24 protein-coding genes are annotated in these 22,991 nt (G+C 60.4%); 12 read left to right on the top strand and 12 right to left on the bottom strand.

What is annotated here, in order from left to right; translation table 11 throughout:
- Nucleotides 1-212 precede the first annotated feature (212 nt).
- Together pyrF and yciH are read left to right on the top strand one after the other, a co-directional pair.
- On the top strand, nt 213-941 hold the full coding sequence (gene pyrF, locus TAN611_RS12580; protein WP_105231304.1) for an orotidine-5'-phosphate decarboxylase: 729 nt from the start codon (nt 213-215) through the stop codon (nt 939-941).
- Between the two features lie 13 nt (nt 942-954).
- Nucleotides 955-1,281, top strand: a complete 327-nt coding sequence (yciH, locus tag TAN611_RS12575; RefSeq protein WP_054307362.1) for a stress response translation initiation inhibitor YciH — start codon at nt 955-957, stop codon at nt 1,279-1,281.
- 185 nt (nt 1,282-1,466) lie between these two features.
- Here yciH and osmB read toward each other — a convergent pair whose 3' ends face one another.
- Nucleotides 1,467-1,685, bottom strand: coding sequence for an osmotically-inducible lipoprotein OsmB (gene osmB / locus TAN611_RS12570; RefSeq protein WP_015672500.1), 219 nt, complete (start codon nt 1,683-1,685; stop codon nt 1,467-1,469).
- Nucleotides 1,686-2,128: 443 nt separating this feature from the next.
- Between osmB and araD the strand changes: the two genes are divergently transcribed.
- The gene (gene araD, locus TAN611_RS12565) at nt 2,129-2,824 is read left to right on the top strand and encodes an L-ribulose-5-phosphate 4-epimerase (protein WP_105231303.1); all 696 of its coding nucleotides are present in this window, start codon (nt 2,129-2,131) and stop codon (nt 2,822-2,824) included.
- A 10-nt stretch (nt 2,825-2,834) separates the two neighbouring features.
- On the opposite strand, the gene TAN611_RS12560 is transcribed toward araD, so the two are convergent.
- Nucleotides 2,835-3,581, bottom strand: coding sequence for a DNA-binding transcriptional regulator YciT (locus TAN611_RS12560; RefSeq protein ID WP_105231302.1), 747 nt, complete (start codon nt 3,579-3,581; stop codon nt 2,835-2,837).
- A 173-nt stretch (nt 3,582-3,754) separates the two neighbouring features.
- On the opposite strand from TAN611_RS12560, the gene fsa reads away from it, so the two are divergent.
- Both fsa and kdgT read left to right on the top strand, forming a co-directional pair.
- Nucleotides 3,755-4,420: a fructose-6-phosphate aldolase gene (gene fsa / locus TAN611_RS12555; RefSeq protein ID WP_203066525.1), complete on the top strand. Its 666-nt coding sequence runs from the start codon at nt 3,755-3,757 to the stop codon at nt 4,418-4,420.
- A gap of 229 nt (nt 4,421-4,649) precedes the next feature.
- The gene (kdgT, locus tag TAN611_RS12550; protein WP_105231301.1) at nt 4,650-5,633 is read left to right on the top strand and encodes a 2-keto-3-deoxygluconate transporter; all 984 of its coding nucleotides are present in this window, start codon (nt 4,650-4,652) and stop codon (nt 5,631-5,633) included.
- 71 nt (nt 5,634-5,704) lie between these two features.
- On the opposite strand, the gene araA is transcribed toward kdgT, so the two are convergent.
- Complete coding sequence (gene araA / locus TAN611_RS12545) at nt 5,705-7,207, bottom strand: L-arabinose isomerase (protein ID WP_111737002.1); 1,503 nt, start codon at nt 7,205-7,207, stop codon at nt 5,705-5,707.
- Between the two features lie 24 nt (nt 7,208-7,231).
- The gene (locus TAN611_RS12540) at nt 7,232-8,926 is read right to left on the bottom strand and encodes a ribulokinase (protein ID WP_203066524.1); all 1,695 of its coding nucleotides are present in this window, start codon (nt 8,924-8,926) and stop codon (nt 7,232-7,234) included.
- 367 nt (nt 8,927-9,293) lie between these two features.
- On the opposite strand from TAN611_RS12540, the gene TAN611_RS12535 reads away from it, so the two are divergent.
- The 6 genes from TAN611_RS12535 (at nt 9,294) to TAN611_RS12510 (ending at nt 16,054) form a co-directional block, all read left to right on the top strand.
- Nucleotides 9,294-10,277 carry an arabinose ABC transporter substrate-binding protein gene (locus tag TAN611_RS12535; RefSeq protein WP_105231298.1) on the top strand — a complete coding sequence of 328 codons (984 nt, stop codon included), beginning with the start codon at nt 9,294-9,296 and terminating at the stop codon, nt 10,275-10,277.
- Between the two features lie 60 nt (nt 10,278-10,337).
- Nucleotides 10,338-11,873, top strand: a complete 1,536-nt coding sequence (araG, locus tag TAN611_RS12530; protein ID WP_105231297.1) for an L-arabinose ABC transporter ATP-binding protein AraG — start codon at nt 10,338-10,340, stop codon at nt 11,871-11,873.
- Between the two features lie 17 nt (nt 11,874-11,890).
- Nucleotides 11,891-12,874 carry an L-arabinose ABC transporter permease AraH gene (araH, locus tag TAN611_RS12525; RefSeq protein ID WP_105231296.1) on the top strand — a complete coding sequence of 328 codons (984 nt, stop codon included), beginning with the start codon at nt 11,891-11,893 and terminating at the stop codon, nt 12,872-12,874.
- Nucleotides 12,875-12,942: 68 nt separating this feature from the next.
- Nucleotides 12,943-13,872, top strand: a complete 930-nt coding sequence (gene araC / locus TAN611_RS12520; protein ID WP_105231295.1) for an arabinose operon transcriptional regulator AraC — start codon at nt 12,943-12,945, stop codon at nt 13,870-13,872.
- Nucleotides 13,873-13,951: 79 nt separating this feature from the next.
- Entirely contained in the window at nt 13,952-14,992 is a 1,041-nt protein-coding gene (locus TAN611_RS12515; protein ID WP_105231294.1) for an oxidoreductase, read from the top strand.
- Nucleotides 14,993-15,058: 66 nt separating this feature from the next.
- Entirely contained in the window at nt 15,059-16,054 is a 996-nt protein-coding gene (locus tag TAN611_RS12510; protein WP_105231293.1) for a bile acid:sodium symporter family protein, read from the top strand.
- A 19-nt stretch (nt 16,055-16,073) separates the two neighbouring features.
- On the opposite strand, the gene TAN611_RS12505 is transcribed toward TAN611_RS12510, so the two are convergent.
- Complete coding sequence (locus tag TAN611_RS12505) at nt 16,074-17,039, bottom strand: LysR family transcriptional regulator (RefSeq protein WP_203066523.1); 966 nt, start codon at nt 17,037-17,039, stop codon at nt 16,074-16,076.
- Nucleotides 17,040-17,173: 134 nt separating this feature from the next.
- Between TAN611_RS12505 and TAN611_RS12500 the strand changes: the two genes are divergently transcribed.
- Nucleotides 17,174-17,875 (top strand): SDR family NAD(P)-dependent oxidoreductase, encoded by a 702-nt coding sequence (locus TAN611_RS12500; RefSeq protein ID WP_105233368.1) that lies wholly within the window; start codon nt 17,174-17,176, stop codon nt 17,873-17,875.
- A 41-nt stretch (nt 17,876-17,916) separates the two neighbouring features.
- Here TAN611_RS12500 and add read toward each other — a convergent pair whose 3' ends face one another.
- The 7 genes from add to TAN611_RS12465 form a co-directional block, all read right to left on the bottom strand.
- Nucleotides 17,917-18,915, bottom strand: a complete 999-nt coding sequence (add, locus tag TAN611_RS12495) for an adenosine deaminase (RefSeq protein ID WP_105231291.1) — start codon at nt 18,913-18,915, stop codon at nt 17,917-17,919.
- A gap of 163 nt (nt 18,916-19,078) precedes the next feature.
- Nucleotides 19,079-19,693, bottom strand: a complete 615-nt coding sequence (locus tag TAN611_RS12490) for an AAA family ATPase (RefSeq protein ID WP_105231290.1) — start codon at nt 19,691-19,693, stop codon at nt 19,079-19,081.
- A complete protein-coding gene (locus tag TAN611_RS12485) occupies nt 19,690-20,127 on the bottom strand; it encodes a PTS sugar transporter subunit IIA (protein ID WP_203066522.1) in 438 nt (145 codons plus the stop codon). The genes TAN611_RS12490 and TAN611_RS12485 overlap by 4 nt, the downstream gene beginning before the upstream one ends.
- A 9-nt stretch (nt 20,128-20,136) precedes the next feature.
- On the bottom strand, nt 20,137-20,403 hold the full coding sequence (locus TAN611_RS12480; RefSeq protein WP_105231288.1) for a hypothetical protein: 267 nt from the start codon (nt 20,401-20,403) through the stop codon (nt 20,137-20,139).
- Nucleotides 20,404-20,479: 76 nt separating this feature from the next.
- Nucleotides 20,480-21,322: a class II fructose-bisphosphate aldolase gene (locus TAN611_RS12475; protein WP_105231287.1), complete on the bottom strand. Its 843-nt coding sequence runs from the start codon at nt 21,320-21,322 to the stop codon at nt 20,480-20,482.
- A complete protein-coding gene (locus tag TAN611_RS12470) occupies nt 21,309-22,676 on the bottom strand; it encodes a PTS sugar transporter subunit IIC (protein ID WP_111737009.1) in 1,368 nt (455 codons plus the stop codon). Before TAN611_RS12470 ends, TAN611_RS12475 begins: the two co-directional genes overlap by 14 nt.
- A complete protein-coding gene (locus TAN611_RS12465; RefSeq protein ID WP_105231285.1) occupies nt 22,673-22,984 on the bottom strand; it encodes a PTS sugar transporter subunit IIB in 312 nt (103 codons plus the stop codon). Before TAN611_RS12465 ends, TAN611_RS12470 begins: the two co-directional genes overlap by 4 nt.
- Between the last annotated feature and the right edge of the window lie 7 nt (nt 22,985-22,991).

Genomic DNA, 22,991 nt, shown 5'->3' with positions numbered 1-22,991 from the left:
AGTCACAAAAATTTAATATTGGGCCTGTCAGCGGAGGCTGGCTCCGCAGGTAAAAGAAGTGCGGGGCAGAATGCCCAGACATCGTGCAGTTAACGTCTTGCGGCTGGGATTTCCGGCGGCCGGCATGTAGAATGCGGCGTGCCGTTTTTGCGGGTTCGCCCTGCGGAGTACTCCGGGGAAGGCCGATGTCCATTTTACAAAGGGTAAAAGCAATGAGTTCTGAAAGTAACGTTAATAACAATGGCTTAAAATCATCTCCGATCGTTGTTGCGCTGGATTATGCCGATAAGAACGCCGCGTTAGCCTTTGTCGATCGCATCGACCCGCAGGATTGCCGCTTAAAAGTGGGCAAAGAGATGTTTACCCTGTTCGGCCCGCAGCTGGTGCGCGATCTGCACCAGCGCGGCTTTGACGTATTCCTCGATTTAAAATTCCACGATATTCCCAACACCACGGCGCATGCGGTGGCGGCGGCGGCCGAGCTGGGCGTGTGGATGGTTAACGTCCACGCCAGCGGCGGCGCGCGCATGATGAGCGCGGCAAAAGAGGCGCTGCAACCATATGGCGCCGATGCGCCATTGCTGATTGCCGTCACGGTGCTGACCAGCATGGAGGCGGAAGACCTGCGTGCGATCGGCATCGACATCAGCCCGGCGGAGCAGGCGGAACGTCTGGCGCGCCTGACGCGCGACTGTGGCCTGGACGGCGTGGTGTGTTCCGCACAGGAAGCGCAGCGGTTGAAAGCCGCCTGCGGCAGCCAGTTCCAACTGGTGACGCCGGGGATCCGCCCGCAGGGCAGCGCGACCGGCGATCAGCGCCGCGTAATGACGCCGGTCGAGGCGCAGGCTGCCGGCGTCGACTATATGGTGATCGGTCGTCCGATTACCCAATCCGCCGATCCGGCCGCTACGCTGGCCGCTATCCGCGCATCATTGCGATAATTCGGAGGTCAGGATGAAAGACAGCAATAGCCGGCTGGTTTACTCCACCGACGGCGGGCGGGTGAAAGAAGAAGAGGCCAAACCGCAGCGTCCGCGCGGCGACGGTATCGTACGCATTCAGCGGCAAACCAGCGGCCGTAAAGGCAAGGGCGTTTGCCTGATAAGCGGTCTCGATCTGGATGACGGCGCACTGGACAAACTGGCGGCGGAGCTGAAGAAGAAGTGCGGCTGCGGCGGTTCGGTGAAAGACGGCGTCATCGAAATTCAGGGCGACAAGCGCGATCTGCTCAAACAGCTGCTGGAAGCAAAAGGCATGAAGGTCAAGCTGGCGGGCGGTTAAGCGGATTTATTGCCATGCCGCGGTGGTGCATTGCGGCATGGCTTATCGTGTGTTTGGGTGGTGAACCCGGTGACTGCAGGAAAAAGCCACAGACAAAACAGAGCGACCTGAAATTATTTTTTTCGTTATCTACAAACTTGCCGCTTTTGCCGGTTTACCGACAGCGGTCTGCGCCATCCGCCGGGTTATTTACCAACCTGATGACCGATGATCCCACCGACTGCCGCGCCGCCAAGCGTACCTAACGCGCTGCCGTCGGTCAGTACTGCGCCGCCGACTGCGCCGGCGCCGGCGCCGATAGCGGTATTACGATCGCGCTTGGACATGTTGGAGCAGGCGCTCAGCGAAAATGCCAGCGTAATCGCCAGAGCGGCGGTAGCAAAACGTTTGTTAATGATCATCATAATGACTTCTCCTTAGCATGGGCTATATGGAAGTGCCTTAAGTAAGTATATACCCTGTCACTTTCCTGCTGCTTTTTTGTTGACGCCGGCGTTGAGTGCCGCCGCCAGCGTATGCTGCAGAAAGGGGCCGGGCACAGGCGTAAACCATACATCAAGCCTGCTATTCACACCCATACAGTAGCAAATAAACCGCCGGCGCCATGCCGGCAGATAAAAACGCGGCAGGTTGTGCCGCAGTAATTCAGTATAAATAGTTACATTTCCATTTGCAGGTAAATATTCTGAAACTTTTGGCGTGTTCTATCGCCAGAATCCGAAGTATGCCCGATCGCACGCTTTGCCCGCGGCAGCAGAAAGCTGCCTGTCTTTAGCCAATTTGCCCATACCCGTTGCCGCCGGCGCCTTTGACAATAGCGGCAAAGCCGGTGAATTGAGGAAAGACGATGCTTAACGCGCTAAAACAACAGGTTCTGGCGGCGAATTTGGCGCTGCCGCGCCACCGACTGGTCACCTTTACCTGGGGCAACGTCAGCGGCGTGGATCGCCAGGCGGGGCTGATGGTGATCAAACCGTCCGGCGTCGAATATGAGGCGCTGTCGCTGGAAGATATGGTGGTAGTGGAGCTGGAGAGCGGCAAGGTGGTGGAAGGCAACAAAAAGCCGTCATCCGATACCGAAACGCACCGCGCGCTGTACCTGAATTTTGACGACGTCGGCGGCGTGGTGCACACCCATTCCCGCCATGCCACCATCTGGGCGCAGGCCGGTCTGGATCTTCCCGCCTGGGGCACCACGCATGCCGATTATTTTTACGGCGACATTCCCTGCACCCGCAAAATGCACGATGCTGAGATCGAAGGCCGCTATGAGTGGGAAACCGGTCAGGTGATTGTGGAAACCTTCCGCCAGCGTCAGCTGGACGCCGCTGCGGTGCCGGCGGTGTTGGTGCATTCACACGGTCCTTTTGTCTGGGGCGCGGACGCCGCTAATGCGCTGCATAACGCCGTGGTGCTGGAGGAGATCGCCTATATGGGGATCTTTTCACGCCAGCTGTCGCCCGATCTGCCACAGATGCAGCCGACCCTGCTGGATAAGCACTACCTGCGTAAACACGGCAAGCATGCCTACTACGGCCAGTAAGCGCAGGGCGTTATTCGCCCACCATATCGAGCTGCACGCCCTGATGCTGCAGTAATTGCTGATAGGCCGGCGCCAGCCGCGTGTCGGTGATCACCCGGCTGATTTGCTGCGGCGTCGCCAGCGGGTTGGGCTGTATCTGGCCGAATTTGGAGGCGTCGGTCAGCACGATATTCTCCACGCCTTTCGCCAGTACGGCGTTGACCACGTCGGCGCGCATCATATCGCGGCCGGTAAAGCCGGTATCGGCGTGATAACCGTCGATACCGATAAACGCTTTGCTGAAATGCACCTGCTGAATGCACAGGCGCGTCAGCGGGCCGACCACGGTTTCGCTCTGCTTCTGATACATCCCGCCGAGGACAATCACCTCACAGTCGCTCTCTTTCAGCAGATGGGCGATGTAATGGCTGACGGTGATCAGCGTGATATGCCGGCGTTCCGCCAGGTAGCGGGCCAGCAGGGCGTTGGCGCTGCCGCTCTCGATGAAGATGGTTTCGCCGTCGTTGACCAGCGACGCGGCATAGCGCGCCAGCTGCTGTTTAAGCACGAAGTTGGACATCATGCGGGCATCGACGTCATCGCTTTCCAGCGCCACGGCGGCGCCGTGGATGCGCTTTAGATAGCTGCGCTTTTCCAGCAGATTCAGATCCTGCCGGATGGTCACTTCCGAAACGCCAGACGCGCGCGCCAGTTCGCCGACGCTGATGCGCCGCCGCTCGTTGACCCATTGCAAAATGTTCTGTTGTCTTGCGTTCATAGGCTCCTGATGGGCGGAGTGCGCCTGTTTTCAAAGAGATAGATGGGGGGATAATAGCATGCTGCGTCGGCAGGGTAATGCGCTAAAGCCCCTCGCATCGTCAGCGGCGCGCTTTTGGTTTAGCATAGGGCAAACGGCGTTTGAATCAGCAGATAACTATGCAGGAGTCCGAAATGGAGATTTACCTCGATAGCGCGGATGTCACGGCGGTAAAGCGTCTGGCGCGGGTGTTGCCGTTACAGGGGGTGACCACCAACCCGAGCATTGTCGCTAAAGAAGGCAAGCCGCTTTGGGAGGTGTTGCCGGCGCTGCGTGATGCATTGGGCGGCACCGGCAAACTGTTTGCACAGGTGATGGCGAACGATGCGGAGCGGATGGTGGCGGACGCGGTGCTGCTGAATCAGCGCGTACCGGGGCTGATTGTGAAGATCCCGGCGACGGGCGAAGGGTTGGCGGCGATGAAAAAGCTGCAGTCGATGTCGATTCCGACGCTGGGCACGGCGGTGTACGGCGCCACGCAGGGGCTGCTGGCGGCGCTGTCCGGCGCCGAGTATGTCGCGCCGTACGTAAACCGCGTCGATGCGCAGGGTGGCGATGGAATTGGGACGGTGCGTGAGCTGCAGCAGTTGCTGACGCTGCATGCGCCGCACGCCAAAGTATTGGCCGCCAGCTTTAAAACGCCGCGTCAGGTGCTGGCGTGCATGCTGGCGGGCTGCCGCGCGGTAACGCTGCCGATCGAGGTGGCCGAGCAGCTGATCGCCACGCCGGCGGTGGACGCCGCGCTGGCGACGTTTGAGCAGGACTGGCAGGCGGCGTTTGGCAGTACGGTATTGAGCTGAGCAGACCTCCATGTCACTAGGCGGCAGCTGCCGCCTTTTTTGTGCGCTGTGTTTTATTTTGGAATGGCGGCCCTATAAAAATAAAACATCGTTTTAATTTTATGCATGCGATCACTTTTATTCCTGTCGTGAACCGTTAGTGTGGATAACCCAATCGTTTCGCAGCGGCCCGGGAAGGCGGCAGTCGACGATGCGTTGCTATAACCAGTTCATCCAGACGGAGTGAGTGATGCAGATAAAACGTGCGATAGACAAGATCCCGGGCGGCATGATGTTGGTGCCGTTGTTCATCGGTGCGGCTTGCCACACCTTTGCGCCGGGGGCAGGCAAATATTTCGGTTCGTTTACCAACGGGTTGATGTCCGGCACGGTGCCGATCCTGGCGGTATGGTTCTTCTGTATGGGGGCGGCGATCAAACTGAGCGCCACCGGCACCGTATTGCGCAAATCCGGTACGCTGGTGGTGACCAAGATCGCCGTCGCCTGGGTGGTGGCGGCGGTGGCCTCGCGCCTGCTGCCGGAACATGGGGTGGAAGTCGGCTTCTTTGCCGGGCTGTCGACGCTGGCGCTGGTGGCGGCGATGGATATGACCAACGGCGGCCTGTACGCGTCGATTATGCAGCAGTACGGCACGAAAGAAGAGGCCGGGGCGTTTGTGCTGATGTCGTTGGAATCCGGGCCGCTGATGACGATGATTATTCTCGGTACCGCCGGTATCGCCTCGTTTGAACCCCATGTGTTTATCGGCGCGGTGCTGCCGTTCCTGGTGGGATTTGTGCTGGGCAATCTTGACCCGGAACTGCGCGAGTTGTTTGGCAAAGCGGTGCAGACGCTGATTCCGTTTTTTGCCTTCGCGCTCGGCAACACCATCGATCTGAGCGTTATCGCCCAGACCGGCCTGCTGGGGATCCTGCTGGGCGTCGCGGTGATTATCGTCACCGGCATTCCGCTGATCGTCGCCGATAAACTGATTGGCGGCGGCGACGGCACCGCCGGCGTGGCGGCTTCCAGTTCGGCCGGCGCTGCCGTGGCGACGCCGGTGCTGATTGCCGAAATGGTGCCGCAGTTTAAGCCGGTGGCGCCAGCGGCGACCGCGCTGGTGGCCACCTCGGTGATTGTGACGTCGATTCTGGTGCCGATCGTGACCGCTGTCTGGTCGCGGCGGGTAAAGGCGAAAGCGGCGATGCGTGAACAAATCGCGATGGTGAAATGAGTGCTCAGAATAATGGGCAGGAAATGCCGGTCAGTGAACCTGACCGGCATCCGGACCGTGTGGTGAAAAAATCACCGGCGGTTCAGTTGGTAATACACTTCATTCCAGCGCAGTTCATTCTTGAATGCCGGCAGCGTCGTCTCATTATCAATCAGCAGAAACTCAATGTTGTGCATCTCTGCATATAAACGCAGGTAGTCGGCGTTCAGCGCCTGTGAGAACACCGTATGGTGAGCGCCGCCGCCGAGGATCCAGGCTTCGGCGGCGGTGGCGAGCGACGGCTGCGCCCGCCAGATGGCGCGCGCCACCGGCAGCTTCGGCAGCGGGTGCGGCTGCTCTATGGTATCGACCTGATTCACCAGCAGACGGAAGCGGTCGCCCATGTCGATCAGGCTGGCGTTGACCGCCGGCCCGGCCGGGGTGGAGAAGATCAGCCGCGCCGGATCGTCTTTACCACCGATGCCGAGCGGCTGCACGTCCAGCAGCGGTTTCTGCTCGGCAATCGACGGGCAGACCTCCAGCATATGAGAACCGATCACCAAATCATTGCCTGGCTGGAAGTGATAGGTATAGTCCTCCATAAAGGAGGTGCCGCCTTGCAGTCCGTCGGCCATCACTTTCAGAATGCGCAGCAGCGCGGCGGTTTTCCAGTCGCCTTCGCCGCCGAAGCCGTAGCCCTGCTGCATCAGGCGCTGCACCGCCAGCCCCGGCAACTGCCGCATGCCGTGCAGATCTTCAAAGTTGGTGGTGAAGGCGTGGTAACCGCCCTGTTGCAGGAAACGCTGCATCCCCAGTTCGATACGTGCGGCGTCCAGCAGGTTCTGCCGCTTGGCGCCGTGCAGGGTGACCGCCTCGCTCAGCGTGTAGCTGGCTTCATAGTCGTCGATCAGCGCGTCCACCTCGCCGTTGCCGACCTCGTTAATCACGCTGACCAGGTCGCCGATGCCGTGCGCGTTGACCTCATAGCCGAACTGAATCTGCGCGCCGACCTTATCCCCTTCGGTCACGGCCACCTGACGCATATTGTCGCCAAAGCGCGCTACCTTCAGCTGCTGGCTCTCCTGACGCGCGGCGGCGACGCGCATCCACTGCGCAATGCGCTGATGAGACTGCTTATCCTGCCAGTGGCCGGTGATCACACTGTGCTGCTGGCGCATGCGTGCGCCGATAAAGCCGAACTCGCGGCCGCCGTGCGCGGTCTGGTTCAGGTTCATAAAGTCCATATCCATACTGTCCCACGGCACCTCGGCGTTGAACTGGGTATGGAACTGCAGCAGCGGCTTGCTGAGGATTGACAGACCGGCGATCCACATCTTGGCCGGTGAGAAGGTGTGCAGCCAGGTGATAATACCGATGCAGGCCTGCTGATAGTTGGCGTCGCGGCAGACGGCGCTGATTTCATCCGGCGTGGTGAGCAGGGGTTTTAACACCAGTTTCACCGGCAGGCCGGCGTCCTGATTAAGGCTGTTAACCACCTGTTCGGCGTGTTGTTTCACCTGCTGCAGGGTTTGCGGGCCATACAGGTGCTGGCTGCCGATGACAAACCAGACTTCGCGTTGTGTAAATACGTCCATCAGAAACTCCAGGTCGGTTGGCGGTTATTGGGCATGGTCAGGGCATGATGCCGGCGCGGCATAGCGCAGTTCGGCGGCCTGACACCACTGTTGATAGCGTTGATAAAGCTGTTGGTAGCGCGCTACGCGCTGCGGGTCGGGCTGCAGGGTGCGCTCCAGGCCGCAGGCCATATGGCGCTGTGCCGTCGGGATATCGGCATGCCGTCCGGCGGCGACGGCGGCGAAAATCGCCGCCCCCAGCGCGCAGCACTGATCGGAGGCGACAATCTGCAGCGGGCGGTTCATCACATCGGCGCAGGCTTGCATGATGGTCGGCGATTTACGGGCGATACCGCCCAGCGCCAGCACGTTTTCCACCGGAATATCCTGCTGCTCAAAGCACTCCATAATGGCGCGTGCGCCAAAGGCGGTGGCGGCGATCAGGCCGCCGAACAGCGTCGGCGCGTCGGTACCGAGATTAAGATCGCCGATCACTCCCTGCAGGCGCTGGTTGGCATACGGCGTGCGGCGGCCGTTGAACCAGTCCAGCACCACCGGCAGATGTTCCAAAGAAGGATTGGCGGCCCAGGCGTCGGTCAGCGTCGTCAGCAGCTGCTGTTCAATCTGCGCTAGCTGCGGCTGCAGCTCCGGCCGGCTGCGGGCGGCTTCGCGCAGCGGCCAGCTCAGCAGGCGGCCGAACCAGGCGTACATGTCGCCGAATGCCGATTGGCCCGCCTCCATGCCGATCAGCCCAGGCACCACGCTGCCGTCGACCTGGCCGCAGATGCCGGCGATCGCCCGGTCGCCGACGCGTTGAGGCTCGGCCAGCAAAATATCGCAGGTCGAGGTGCCAATCACTTTGACCAGCGTATGGGGACGGGCGCCGGCGCCCACCGCGCCCATATGGCAGTCGAACGCGCCGCCGGACAACACCACCTGCGGCGACAGGCCGAGCCGCTGCGCCCACTCGGCGCTCAGCGTGCCGACCGGCTGTTCGGCGGTCCGGGTTTCTTCAAACAGCGGATAGGGCAGACAGTCAACCAGCAGCGGATCCAGCGCGGCGAAGAACGCCCGCGGCGGCAGGCCGCCCCAGTCCGGGTGCCACAGCGTTTTGTGGCCGACGCTGCAGCGTCCGCGGATAAGGTGCTGCGGCGCCGTAGTGCCGGACAACAGCGCCGGCACCCAGTCGCACAGCTCTACCCAGGAGGCCGCCGCCCGGCGCACCGCCGCATCTTGGCGTGAGACGTGCAGGATCTTGGCCCAGAACCATTCCGATGAGTAAACGCCGCCGATATAGCGGGTGTAATCCGCAAACTCGCCGCTGCGGCACAGGCGGTTGATCGCCTCCGCCTCATCGATCGCCGTATGATCTTTCCACAGGACAAACATGGCGTTCGGGTTATCGGCGAACTCCGGCCGCAGCGCCAGCACCTGGCCATGTTCGTCGATTGGCGCCGGCGTAGAGCCGGTGGAATCAACGCCGATGCCGATCACGCTCTGACGCTGCGGCGGCGTCATACGCTGCACCAGCGCGACAATCGCCTGTTCCATGGCGTCGATATAGTCGCGCGGGTGATGGCGGAACTGATTCTGCGCCGCGTCGCAGTAGTCGCCGCGCTGCCAGCGCGGGTAATAGGCCACTTCGGTATCCAGCTCCTCGCCGCTGCGGCAATCTACCGCCAATACGCGCACCGAGTCGCTGCCGAAGTCCAGTCCCAGGGCGATTGCGTCTGCCGTCATGATAGTGACTCCTGATTAAAAAGGACGGCTATCACCATAAAAGCGCGCCGGGTGGGCCGGTGAGGATACGTTGGCTGGATGTATGCACATTTCTGCTTCCCGCAGCGATTTTGTGATGGCTATCAAAAGTTGGCGACAGACTGAATCGGCTAAATATATGGACTTGTCTGCTGTTATCTCTGGATGTGATAGCGCTCTACATTTCATTAACAAATAACCGCTAAAACTTATCCGGTCTGCATGCCGACGCCGGGCAGGGCGCGCCAATAAGCGCCTTACCGATGAGGCAACCGAAAATACCCTAATGAGAACGTTTTCACTGCGCGAGATTTTCAGCGCCGGGGAGAACCACACAGCGGAGAGCACTATGCATAAATTCACTAAGGCGCTGGCGGCGATAGGACTGGCGGCGGTTATGTCACAATCAGCTATTGCCGAAACCATGAAACTGGGCTTTCTGGTGAAACAGCCGGAGGAGCCGTGGTTCCAGACCGAATGGAAATTTGCCGATAAAGCCGGTAAGGACCTCGGCTTTGAAGTGATAAAAATCGCGGTGCCGGACGGCGAAAAAACCCTGAACGCCATTGACAGTCTGGCGGCCAGCGGCGCCAAAGGGTTTGTAATCTGTACGCCGGATCCGAAACTGGGTTCGGCGATCGTCGCCAAAGCGCGCAGCTATGACCTGAAAGTCATTGCCGTTGACGATCAGTTCGTCACTGCCAAAGGCAAACCGATGGACAGCGTACCGCTGGTGATGATGGCGGCCAGCAAAATCGGCGAGCGGCAGGGGCAGGAGCTGTGGAAGGAGATGAACAAGCGCGGCTGGAACGCGGCAGAAACCGGCGTGATGGCGATTACCGCCAACGAGCTGGATACCGCGCGCCGCCGCACCACCGGCTCAATGGACGCTCTGAAGGCCGCCGGCTTCCCGGAAAAACAGATCTATCAGGTGCCGACCAAATCCAACGATATCCCCGGCGCCTTTGACGCAGCCAACTCCATGCTGGTACAGCATCCGAAGGTGAAACACTGGCTGATTATCGGCATGAACGACAACACCGTGCTGGGCGGCGTGCGCGCCACCGAGGGCCAGGGCTTCAAGGCGGCGGACGTGATCGGCATCGGCATCAACGGCGTTGACGCCGTCAGCGAACTCTCCAAGGGGCAGGCCACCGGCTTCTACGGCTCGCTGCTGCCAAGCCCGGATATCCACGGCTATAAGAGTATCCAGATGCTGCATGACTGGGTAGCGAAAGACGTTGAACCGCAGAAGTTTACCGAAGTGACCGACGTGGTGCTGATCACCCGCGACAACTTTAAAACCGAACTGCAGAAAAAAGGCCTGATGTAATGCCTGAGCCGCCCGGTTTACGCCGGGCGGCGTGTTTTCGCAAGCCATGAGGAAAGCATTATGACCGCCAGTACGCCTTATCTGGCCTTCCGCGGCATCGGCAAAACCTTCCCCGGCGTCAAGGCGCTGGACGATATCAGTTTTAGCTGTCAGGCCGGGCAAATTCACGCGCTGATGGGTGAGAACGGCGCCGGCAAATCTACGCTGCTGAAGATCCTCAGCGGCAACTACGCCCCCAGCCAGGGGGAGATCTTACTGCAGGGACAGCCGGTGCGTTTTAACGCCACCACCGAGGCGCTGGACGCCGGCGTGGCGATTATCTATCAGGAGCTGCATCTGGTGCCGGAAATGACGGTGGCCGAGAATATCTACCTGGGGCAGTTGCCCAGCAGGCGCGGCCTGGTGGATCGTAAACTGCTGCGCTATGAGGCGCGGCTGCAGCTGGAGCATCTCGGGCTGGATATTGACCCGGATACGCCGCTGAAATACCTCTCCATCGGCCAGTGGCAGATGGTGGAGATCGCCAAGGCGCTGGCGCGCAACGCCAAGATTATCGCCTTTGATGAGCCGACCAGCTCACTGTCGGCGCGCGAGATTGAACACCTGTTCCGGGTGATCCGCGAACTGCGCGCCGAAGGGCGGGTCATTCTGTACGTGTCCCACCGTATGGAGGAGATCTTCGCCCTCAGCGACGCCATCACGGTATTCAAAGACGGGCGCTACGTGCGTACCTTTGACGATATGAGTCAGGTAGATCACGAGCGGCTGGTGCAGGCGATGGTCGGCCGCGATCTGGGGGATATTTACGGCTATCAGCCGCGTGAACACGGCCCGGTGCGGCTGCAGCTGGATAATCTGCAGGCGGCCGGAGTGAAAACGCCGATCAGCCTCAGCGTGCGCGCCGGCGAGATCGTCGGCCTGTTCGGGCTGGTGGGCGCCGGGCGCAGCGAACTGATGAAAGGCATTTTCGGCGCCACGCGCGTCGGCGGCGGCCGGTTGACGCTGGACGGCGCGCCGCTGACCATCCGCTCGCCGATCGACGCCATCCGCGCCGGCATCATGCTGTGCCCGGAAGACCGCAAAGCCGACGGCATCATCCCGGTGCACTCGGTGCGCGACAATATCAATATCAGCGCGCGGCGCAAAAGCCTGCGGGCGGGCTGCCTGATCGACAACGCCTGGGAAAACCGCAACGCGGAGCAGCATATCCGTTCGCTCAATATCAAAACCCCCAGCGCCGAACAGCTGATTATGAACCTCTCCGGCGGCAACCAGCAGAAGGCGATCCTTGGCCGCTGGCTGTCGGAGGAGATGAAAGTGATGATGCTCGACGAGCCGACGCGCGGCATTGACGTTGGCGCCAAGCATGAAATCTATAACGTGATTTACCAGCTGGCGCAGCAGGGCATCGCGGTGCTGTTTGCCTCCAGCGATCTGCCCGAAGTGCTGGGGCTGGCGGACCGCATCGTGGTGATGCGCGAAGGCGCGATTTCCGGCGAACTGGCGCACGATGAGGCCAGCGAGGAACAGGCGCTCAGCCTGGCGATGCTGCGCACCCCCGATATTACCCCTGATGCCGCGGCGGCGGTGGCCTGACCGTGGAGGAGAAAAAGATGTCGACCCTAACGACCAATTCGGTAAAAAACCGTGGCAGCCTGGGGCTGTCGCGCATCTGGGACAGCTACGGCATGCTGGTGGTCTTCGCGGTGCTGTTCCTGGCCTGCGTACTGCTGGTGCCTAACTTCGGCTCATTTATCAATATGAAAGGGCTGGGGCTGGCGATCTCCATGTCCGGCATGGTGGCCTGCGGCATGCTGTTCTGCCTGGCCTCCGGCGATTTTGACCTGTCGGTGGCGTCGGTGATCGCCTGCGCCGGGGTGACCACGGCGGTGGTGATCAATATGAGCGAAAGCCTGTGGATCGGCGTCGGCGCCGGGCTGCTGCTGGGCGTAGCCTCCGGCCTGATTAACGGCTTTGTGATTGCGCGGCTGAAAATCAACGCGCTGATCACCACGCTGGCGACCATGCAAATCTTCCGCGGCCTGGCGTATATCATTTCCGACGGCAAGGCGGTGGGGATTGAGGATGAACGCTTCTTCGCCCTCGGCTACGCCAACTGGCTGGGGGTGCCGGCGCCAATCTGGATCACCATCGGCTGCCTGATCCTGTTCGGTTTCCTGCTGAATAAAACCACTTTCGGCCGCAACACGCTGGCGATCGGCGGCAATGAAGAGGCGGCGCGCCTGGCCGGGGTGCCGGTGGTGCGCACCAAAATCATCATCTTCGTGCTGTCCGGGCTGGTGTCCGCCGCGGCGGGCATTATTCTGGCGTCGCGCATGACCAGCGGCCAGCCGATGACCTCGATCGGCTATGAGCTGATTGTGATCTCCGCCTGCGTGCTGGGCGGCGTTTCGCTGAAGGGCGGCATCGGCAAGATTTCGTACGTGATTGCCGGGATACTGATTCTCGGCACGGTGGAAAACGCCATGAACCTGCTGAATATCTCACCGTTCTCGCAGTACGTGGTACGCGGAGCGATCCTGCTGGCGGCGGTGATTTTCGACCGCTACAAACAGCAGAGCAAACGTACCGTTTAAGGCACGCTATCGCGTTGTCGGCGCAGGGCCGGCAGCGCGGCAGGATAACCGAGTATTATGGAGGCCAGATGTACCATCGTATGGCGCAGGAATCCCAGTCAGACCCGCTGATGCCGGGCTACAGTTTTAACGCCTACCTGGTGGCCGGCCTGACGCCGATTATGGCGGAAGGGCCGTTGGATTTCTTTATCGACCGGCCGGGCGGCATGAAGGGCTACATCCTCAATCTGACCATCAAGGGTCAGGGCAAGGTGTTTGACGGCGAGGAGACGCTGTACTGCAACCCCGGCGATCTGCTGCTGTTTCCGCCGAAGGCGGCGCACTATTACGGCCGCTCGCCGGAGAGCGACTGCTGGCACCACCGCTGGGTCTATTTCCGCCCGCGGGCCTACTGGGCCGACTGGCTGGAATGGCACAGCAAGAATCATCAGGTCGGACGGCTGACGCTGCCCAACGGCCAGCTGCTGCAGGAGTTCGACCGCCTGTTCGCCAATATCGAGCAGACGCAGCGTTCCGGCAGGCGGCTGGCGGAAGAGATGAGCATGAACCTGCTGGAGCGTCTGCTGCTGCGCGCGATGGAAGAAGACCCGCTCAGCCCGCAGAAAATTATGGACCCGCGGGTGATTGAAGCCTGTCAGTTTATTACCGGCAATCTGGCGGGGGAGCTGCGTATTGAGGAGGTGGCGCGCCACGTCTGCCTGTCGCCGTCGCGGCTGGCGCACCTGTTCCGCGAGCAGGTGGGCATCAATATTCTGCGCTGGCGCGAAGACCAGCGGGTGATCCGCGCCAAACTGCTGCTGCAGACCACTCAGGAGTCGATCGCCGCCATTGGCCGTGTGGTGGGCTATGACGACCAGCTTTACTTCTCGCGGGTGTTTCGCAAGCGCGTCGGGGTCAGCCCCAGCGACTTTCGTCGCCGCAGCGTGGAGATTAATTATCCGGCGCAACGAGGCCGCGAACGGGCCTGGAACAACCCGGGCGTTGCGGCTGCAGATTAACATTTAATTTACTTCTTGTTCCGTCCGGCATCATGGTGTCAAATCACAGGGTGATAACTGGCCTTGCAGAGGAAACACCATGGCTGAAACTCTTCGCGTTGGGCTGGTGGGCTACGGCTACGCCAGCAAGACCTTTCATGCGCCGCTGATTGCCGGCACGCCGGGCCTGGAACTGGCGGCGGTGGTCAGCAGCGACGCCGGCAAGGTGCACGCCGACTGGCCGGCGCTGCCGGTAGTCAGCGAACCTCAGGCGCTGTTCAACGACCCCTCACTGGATCTGATCGTCATTCCCACCCCGAACGATACCCACTATCCGCTGGCGCAGCAGGCGCTGGCGGCGGGCAAGCACGTGGTGGTGGATAAACCGTTTACCGTGACGTTGTCACAGGCACGTGCGCTGCAGCAGCAGGCGCAGCAGCGTGGCCTGCTGCTGTCGGTATTCCATAACCGCCGCTGGGACAGCGATTTTCTGACCTTGAAAACGCTGCTGCAGGAAGGTTCGCTGGGGGACGTGGTCTACTTTGAATCGCACTTTGACCGCTTCCGGCCGCAGGTGCGCCAGCGCTGGCGCGAACAGGGCGGCGCGGGCAGCGGCATCTGGTACGATCTGGGGCCGCACCTGATCGATCAGGCGCTGCAGCTATTCGGCAAACCGCAGACGCTGTTTGTCGATCTGGGCCAGCTGCGGCCCGGCTCGCAGTCGGTGGACTATTTCCACGCGCTGCTGCAGTACGGCAAACGGCGCGTGGTGCTGCATGCTTCCATGCTGGCGGCGGCGGAAGGCCCGCGTTATATCGTGCACGGCACCCAGGGCAGCTATATCAAATATGGCCTGGACCCGCAGGAAGACCGGCTGAAGGCCGGCGAACGGCTGCCGCAGGCCGACTGGGGCTATGATATGCGCGACGGTGTGGTGACGCTGTCACGTGATGATGTGCTGGCGGAACAGCCGCTGCTGACGCTGCCCGGCAACTATCCGGCCTACTACGCCGCCATCCGCGACGCGATTAACGGCGACGGCGCCAATCCGGTGCCTGCCGCCGAAGCGATCGCCGTGATGGAAATGATCGAACTGGGGATTGAGTCGGACAAACAGCAGGCCGCTTTGCCGGTCAGCTAACCCGTACGTCTTTTTTATGACGGGCTCAGCCGCTGAGCCCGTTTTTTTGGCAAGGAATTCTGATTGATGTCTTGGTTACAACGTCTGCGTATCGATAAATTTTTACTGGTTTTGATTCTGGTCGTCGTGGTGGCTTCGCTGTTCCCGTGTGAAGGGGTATGGCAGGTGTTTTTTGAGCGGCTGACCACCGCGGCGATCGCGCTGCTGTTCTTTATGCACGGCGCCAAGCTGTCGCGACAGGCGATTATCGCCGGCATGAGCCACTGGAAACTGCATCTGGTGGTCTTTCTCAGCACTTTTGCGCTGTTCCCGCTGCTGGGACTGGCGATGAACCTGCTGGTGCCGAGCTTTATGACGCCGACGGTGTATCTCGGCTTCCTGTATCTGTGCGCGCTGCCGGCGACGGTGCAGTCGGCAATCGCCTTTACCTCCGCCGCCGGCGGCAACGTAGCGGCGGCGATCTGCAGCGCTTCGGCCTCCAGCATCCTCGGCGTATTTCTGTCGCCGCTGCTGGTCGGCGCGCTGATGCATACGCAGGGCGGCAATACCGACGTGCTGCACGCCATCGGCGCGATTATCCTGCAGCTGATGGTGCCGTTTGTGATTGGCCACCTGGCGCGCCCGCTGATTGGCAAATGGGTCGACCGGCACCGCAAGCTGATTAACCTGACCGACCGCTCCTCGATTCTGCTGGTGGTGTACACCGCCTTCAGCGCCGCGGTGGTTGAGGGCATCTGGCATAAAATCGACGGCATGTCGCTGCTGGTGATTCTGGTTATGTCGCTGGTGCTGCTGACTGTGGTGCTGATCATCAATACCTACGCCGCACGCCTGCTGGGCTTTAATACCGCCGATGAGATCACCATTGTGTTCTGCGGTTCGAAAAAGAGCCTGGCGAACGGTATTCCGATGGCGAACGTGCTGTTCCCGGCCGCAGCGGTGGGGGCGATGGTGCTGCCGCTGATGATTTTCCACCAGATCCAACTGATGATCTGCGCGGTGCTGGCGCAGCGCTATGCGCGTAAAACGGCGCGTGAGCAGCAGGCTGCGGCGGCGGAATAAGTCCGGTGGCCGGCAGGGGTTAACGGAACCAGGTCGGCCATTCGCGCTGAGCGCAGCGGTGTAACTCGTCCGCCTGTCGGCGGCAAACCGTCAGCAGCAGCTGCCGGAGCCACTGATGGGCGGGATCGGCTTTTCTGCGCGGATGCCACATCTGGGAAACGGTGATTTCCGGCGTGGCGACGGGCAGACTGAAAGCCTGCAGCGTCTGCCGGGTGCCGCCGCCCAGCGTTTTCTGCATAAAAAACGATGCCGGCACCAGCGCCACCAGATCCGACTGCGCGGCGATGGCCAGCGCGGCGGAAAAATCCGGCGTGACGGCGGCGATGCGGCGCGTCAGCCCGTGTGCGGCCAGCGCCTTATCCACCGGCCCCGCGAGTTTGCCCTGCCGTGAGGTGATGACGTGCCGGCAGGCGGCGTAACGCTCGGGCGTGACGGGCATTGGCGTGACCAGCGAATGCCCCAGCCTGACGGCCGCGATAAACCGATCCCTGAACAGCGTCTGGAGGTGGATTTCCGGCCCCATGCCGTGTAATACCCCGACCTCTATATCAATGTCGTCCTCTCGCAGCGAGCGCGGGGTTTTCTCCGGCTTCGGCACAAAGCGCAGACATACCTCCGGCGCCGCCTGCGCCGCCGCCGTCACCAGCGCGGCGCCAAACGTCTCGACAAAGCCTTCGTTAGTCCGCAGACGGAACGTTTGCCGCAGCGTCCGCAGATCCAGCCCCGAGGCCGCAGGCAGCAGCAGGGAGCGCGCCTCGGTCAGCGTCTGCCGGGTACGGTCGCGGATCTGTTCGGCATGCGGGGTCAACACCATGCCGCGTCCGGCCCTGACCAGCAACGGGTCGCCGGTCACCTGGCGCAGGCGGCTGAGGGTTCTGCTCATCGCCGAGGCGCTGAGCCCCAGGCGGCGGGCCGCACCGGCCACGCTGCCTTCTGCCAGCAGCGCATCGAGGGCGGCCAGTAAATTAAAGTCGGGGTTACTCATGTTCGACTCCTGTTTTGGCATGGCGTCTGCTGCACTTTATAAATGCAAATGCTGCGTCTTCCGCCTTATATCATGGAAGCCTATATTGCCTGAACAGACTTTACATGCGGTAAATGCAGGAGTGAGCCATCATGATGAAGAACACGCAGAGCGGCAGTATTTTAATCGTCGGCGCATCACGCGGCCTGGGCCACGCCATTGCGCAGGAGTTTCTCCGGCATGGCTGGCAGGTTACCGGCACGGTGCGCGGCGACAATACGCCGCTGCATCAGCTGGCGCAGAATTATGGCAGCCGTCTGCAGCTGGAACAGTTGGATATTTGCGAAGAGGCGCAGCTTGACGCCTTACAGCAGCGCCTGGCGAGCCGCCGCTTCGATATGCTGTTTGTTAATGCGGGCATCACCAACCGCGATCCTACTCAGACGATTGGCGAGGTGAGCGCGCAGGAATTTATGCAGGTGATGCTGACTAATGCGCTGGCGCCGATGCGCGTCATCGAGCGTTTGGCAGAACGGGTGGCGGACGACGGCCTGATTGGCGTGATGTCCTCCGGCCAGGGCAGCGTGGCCAACAACCATACGGGGCAGCGCGAACTGTATCGCGGCAGCAAGGCGGCGCTGAATATGTTTATGCGCAGCTTTGCCGCCCGCCAGCACGGCGGCGCCCGCGCGCTGGTCGCCATGGCGCCGGGATGGATCAATACGGAATTGGGCGGTGCAGACGCGCCTTTGACGATTGAGCAGACGATTCCGCAGCTGGTCAGGGTGTTGCTGGCCAAACGGGAGCGGCCGGGGCTGGAATATCTGGACTATCTCGGCCGGACGGTGCCGTGGTGAAGGCGACAGCGGCATGACGCCGCTGTCGTGATGAGCCGGCGTTAACCGGCCACTTTGGCGCGCAGCGCCTGTTTTTCCTGCTCGCTGAGAAACGCCATGGTCAGGCCGTTTTCCTGCGCGCGGCGCATCTCTTCCGGCGTCAACCCCGCCTGCGGCGCGGCCACGCGGTATTCATGCTCAATCTCGATGCCCTGTACGGCAGGATCGTCGGTATTGATGGACGCCGTCACGCCGTGGCGCAGGAAGGTCGCCAGCGGGTGCTGCGCCAGCGCCGCTACGGTGCTGGTCTGAATATTGGAGGTCAGGCAGGACTCAATGCCGATGTCGTGCTCGGCGAGGTAATCCATCAGCGCCGGGTCTTCCACCGCTTTCACCCCGTGGCCGATACGTTCGGCGCCCAGCTCGCGAATCGCCTGCCAGATGCTTTCCGGCCCGGCGGCTTCGCCGGCATGGACGGTAATACGCAGCCCGGCGTCGCGCGCCCGGTTAAAGTGGGACAGGAACAGGCTGCCGGGGAAGCCCAGCTCGTCACCGGCCAAATCGAGCGCGGTGATCGCGTCGCGGTGCGCCAGCAGGCCTTCCAGCTCTTGCAGACAGGCTGCCTCGCCGAAGGTGCGGCTCAGAATGCCGATCAGGCGAATATCGATATCATGGTCGCGGCAACCGGAACGAATACCGTCGACGACCGCCTCGACCACGCCGGCTACCGGCAACTGATGCTGCAGCGCCATGTAGTAGGGGGAAAAGCGCAGCTCGGCATAGTGCAGGCCGGCGTTGACCGCATCCTCGACGTTTTCATAGGCGACGCGGCGGCAGGCGTCCAGATCGCCCAGCACCGCCACGCCCCAGTCCAGTTTTTGCAGAAAACTGACCAAATCCGGTTCGGTATGGGTGATCTGCACGTGCGGACGCAGGCTTTCCAAATCGTTCGCCGGCAGGTCGAGGTTGAACTGGCGGCCCAGATCGAGAATGGTTTGCGCACGAATGTTGCCATCAAGATGGCGGTGGATATCGGTAAGCGGGAGGCGTGGGTCAATCATGTTGTGCACTCGCTGATGAGGGAAGGTAAAGTGCAGAACAGTATAAAAACAATTTGATGAAAATAGCCATGCCGTTACATAAAAAAGTGACCACAATCACAATAAAGCCGCGCTGTGGCGTGTTTTTATGCAACGGCAGAGGCAAGCCTGCCGTTGCGTCGGATCAGTCGCGCACCCCAAGCGCCGCAACGGACCGCCGTTCTGAGTGCGCGTGGACGGGCTGCAGGCGGTGCGTCTGCAGCCAGCGTTCAATATGCGGCAGGCAGAGTGGCTGGGACTGATCGAGCGTCAGCACCGGCCCCAGCGCCATCGGCGTCGCGCGCTCGGCCAACTGGCGCAATTCCGGTACATACTCCGCGCCGGGGTGGCCGTCGGCACGCTGGTGCAAGCGGCTGGCATAGCGTTCAGCCGCCAGATCGCCTGATATCTGGTTCCAGATTTCCACGACGTGCGCGATCCCGGCCTGCTGCAGATAGCGCTGCAATTCACTTCTGGGCTGGAAACCGAACCAGGCGTCAATCACATAGACGCAGTTCGCCGGCGCATGCGCGACAATCGACCAGATCGTCTGATACGCCGCCCGGCCGATGTTACGGTTCAGCTGGCGATCGACCGGGGCGAACAGCTCCATAAAAGGCTCTTTGATGCCGTCAATGGTCAGATAGGGGAAACCAAAGCGTTCGGCAATGTGGCGAGCCACGGTGCTTTTCCCCGAGGCGGGAACGCCGTTGACCAAAATGACGCATTTATTGCCGTTGGTAGAGAATGCTGCACTCATAAGATCTCCACAACTTGCTGCCGTTGGGTTGCGGCCCGCAGTTTTGCCATCGTCTGCGGGTCGTCCAGCCATTCAACAATCGCACGCAGGCCGGCTTCAATGTGGTCATCACTGCTGGTGGCGCCGAACAGGATCACGATATCGGCTTTTTCGCTGCCCTGGAAAGCGATGGGCTGGTCAAGCACCACCAGACTAAAGCAGTTCTTAATCACGCCGCACTCGGGCCGTGCGTGAGGAATGGCGATGCCTTCATCAAAAACGTAATATGCGCCATGCGCCAGCGTATTGTTGATAACCGCCTGGCAGTAGGATGCTTCAATATAACCTTGTGTCACCAGCGGCTGCGCCGCCAGGGTAATCACCCGTTGCCAGTCCTGCTCCTTAACGCCGAGCTGGATGGCGTCGGCTTCGATCAACAATTGTTTTATCGACATAGCTGGTCCTCAGATACTTTTTCTTATGACATTGCGTAACTCATCAATCTTCACAAAGAGTTCATCAACCCGATCGCGATACGCTTTACTTTTAGCGTATATTTTTAGCGCCCGGTTATATTCCAACATTAATTGTTTCTGTATTTCGCCGTCCTGCGGATGGCTGTCTAACTGGCGTTCCTGGCGGGCGATACTTTCCGCGATTTGCGCCGCCTCCCGGTGATATTGATCGTCATCGGCAATCACCGTTTTATGCCGCTTCATAAATTTAAACATGGTTGTCTCCAGCCCCGGAGCGCGCCGGGGCGCCAGGCATGATTTTCTTTCAACGTTTAAAAGGGAATAAAATTATTCAGCGAAATAAATTCATTTTTTCAGTTAATACATTAGTCACCGCTTCATTCGCCGGGATCAGAAATTTACGTACGCTGTCGCTGACTTTGCCTTTCTCAAACGTTTCTTTGCAGCGTCCGACCCATTGCACATTCATTTCCGTGCCGACGTTAACCTTATCAATGCCGCCGCTTACCGCCCGGCGCATATCATCATCGCTGACGCCGGTACCGCCGTGCAGCACCAGCGGCGTAGCGGTGGCGGCGGTAATTTCCATCAGGCGCTGATGCTGGATTTGCGCCTTGCCGGTATACAACCCGTGCACCGTGCCGACCGATACGGCGAGCATATCGACGCCGGTTTCATCGACAAAACGCTTGGCATCGGCCACCGTGGTGAAACTGATGTCTTCGGCGGCGACCATCTTCCCATCCTCGGCGCCGCCGATGGCCCCCAGTTCCGCCTCCACCGAAACGCCGCGCGGCCGGGCCATCTCAATCACCAGGCGCGTATTGGCGATATTCTCATCGATGTTCAGGTGGGAACCGTCATACATGACCGAGCTGAACCCGGCGTCGATGGCCGTACGGATCGCGCGCGGGTCGGAGCAATGGTCCAGATGCAGGCAGGTTGGTATCTGCTCGCTGGCGGCGAGAGAAGAGACGGCGTCGACCAGCAACTGATAACCCAGATATTCGGCGGTGCCGGTGGATATCTGAATCATCAGCGGGCTGTCGGCGCGCTGCGCCGCGCGGAAATAGGCGGGCAGCATTTCCAGACAGTGAAGGTTGAAAGAGCCGAGCGCTTTGTAGTTGCGGGCTTTGGCCAGCTGTAACAACGCGGGAAAGTTATAAAGTTTCATGGACTTTTTCCTCATGGTGCTTGGTTGATTTACCGTTAACGAACCACGCGAGAAGCGCGACAAAAGCAATAAACAGGCCGGCGAACAGCCAGTTGTGCTGCAGAGCATTGCCCAGCACCAGCCCGCTGCTGATGACGTCGGAGTCGCTGAAGGTCAGCCCGACGAAGCCATAGCTTTCGAGCATGGGCACTAACAGCGCCGGCAGCAGGGTGATAAACAGGCCGTGCACGACGCCGCCGATCATGGCGCCGCGCCGTCCGCCCAGCGCATTGCCGAAGATCCCGGCGGTGCCGCCGGCGAAGAAGTTGGTCAGCAGGCCGGGCAGAATCATCGCCAGGCCAAACATCGGGAAGACGATCATGCCGATGACCGAGCCGAGCGTGGTGGCGAGAAAACCGACGATCACCGCGTTGGGGGCGTAGGGAAACAGCACCGGGCAATCGAGCGCCGGTTTCGCGTCGGGCACGATGCGCAGCGCTATGCCGCGGAAAGCCGGCACCAGTTCGTTGAGCAACAGGCGTACGCCGCTGTAGAGGATGAACACCCCGGCGACAAACTGAATGGACTGCATAAAGGAGTACATCAGGTAGTTCATGCCGTCGGCGTATTGGGCGATATACTGCGGGCCGGCGGCCAGCGCCGGGATCAGGTACATCGGGACCATCACCACCGCCATCGATACATAGGTGTCCTGCAGGAATTTAAAGTTGTCCGGCAACTGCAGATCTTCTGTGGAGCGGGAGCCTCTGCCTACCACTTTGGCCACCGCCGCCTGCACCAGATAGCCCAGCGTGCAGAAGTGTCCCAGCGCCACATCGTCGGCGTCGGTAATACGGCGCACCACCGGCTGCGCCAGCGCGGGCATCAGCACCGCCATCACGCCGCCAAAGATCCCGCCGGTCAGAATCAGCGGCAGCCCGCTCAGCCCGGCCTTATAGCCGACCACTGCGCCGATGGTGGCCATCCACAACAGCGCCTGACCGGTCAGAAAGATATATTTGAACGGTGTCAGCCGGGCGATGATGATATTGACCACAAAGATGACCAACAGCGTCAGCGCCACTTCAGAACCCAGTTCGCGATTAGCCACCCCGGCTATTGCGGCGACGTCGGTAATATAGCCGTGCATGCCGAAACCGTGAGTGAATATATCGTTTAGATAGGTCAGGGCGCCGACGATAATATTAATGCCGGCCATCATGATTAAAAAACCCAACAGCGTTTTAAAGGTGCCTTCGGCCACTTTACCCGCGGACTTTTTCTGTAGCAGCAGTCCTAACATGGCAATCAACGCAATAAGCACCGATGCCTGACCCAGCAGGTCCTTTACGATGAAATTTATCATGCTGTTCATGATGGCAGCCCTTGCATATTCCGTTCTTTAAGAAACGCGACGATCTTCTGCTCAATCTCCGCTTTATCCGTCAGCTTATTAAGAATGATGACCCGTTTCTTTTCTTCCTCGCTGGCATCGGCATTGAGAATATCCGCAAACGTTTTTTGAGTGAGAATAATATCGGACTTAAAGGCTCCGGCTTCTGAAATAGTGGTGTGGTCGATATCCGCGTCGATCTCTAGTTTTTTGAGTACTGCCTTGGCGCTCATTTCAATAGCAAAGCTTGAACCTAAACCACAGCCGCATACGCAGAGTATTTTTAACATGACGTTG

Origin of the sequence: Serratia sp. Tan611 (assembly GCF_905188235.1) — a bacterium.
Classification (GTDB): domain Bacteria; phylum Pseudomonadota; class Gammaproteobacteria; order Enterobacterales; family Enterobacteriaceae; genus Serratia_B; species Serratia_B rhizosphaerae.
Note: the sequence above shows the minus strand (reverse complement) of the source record. Positions and strands in the feature narration are given on the sequence as shown.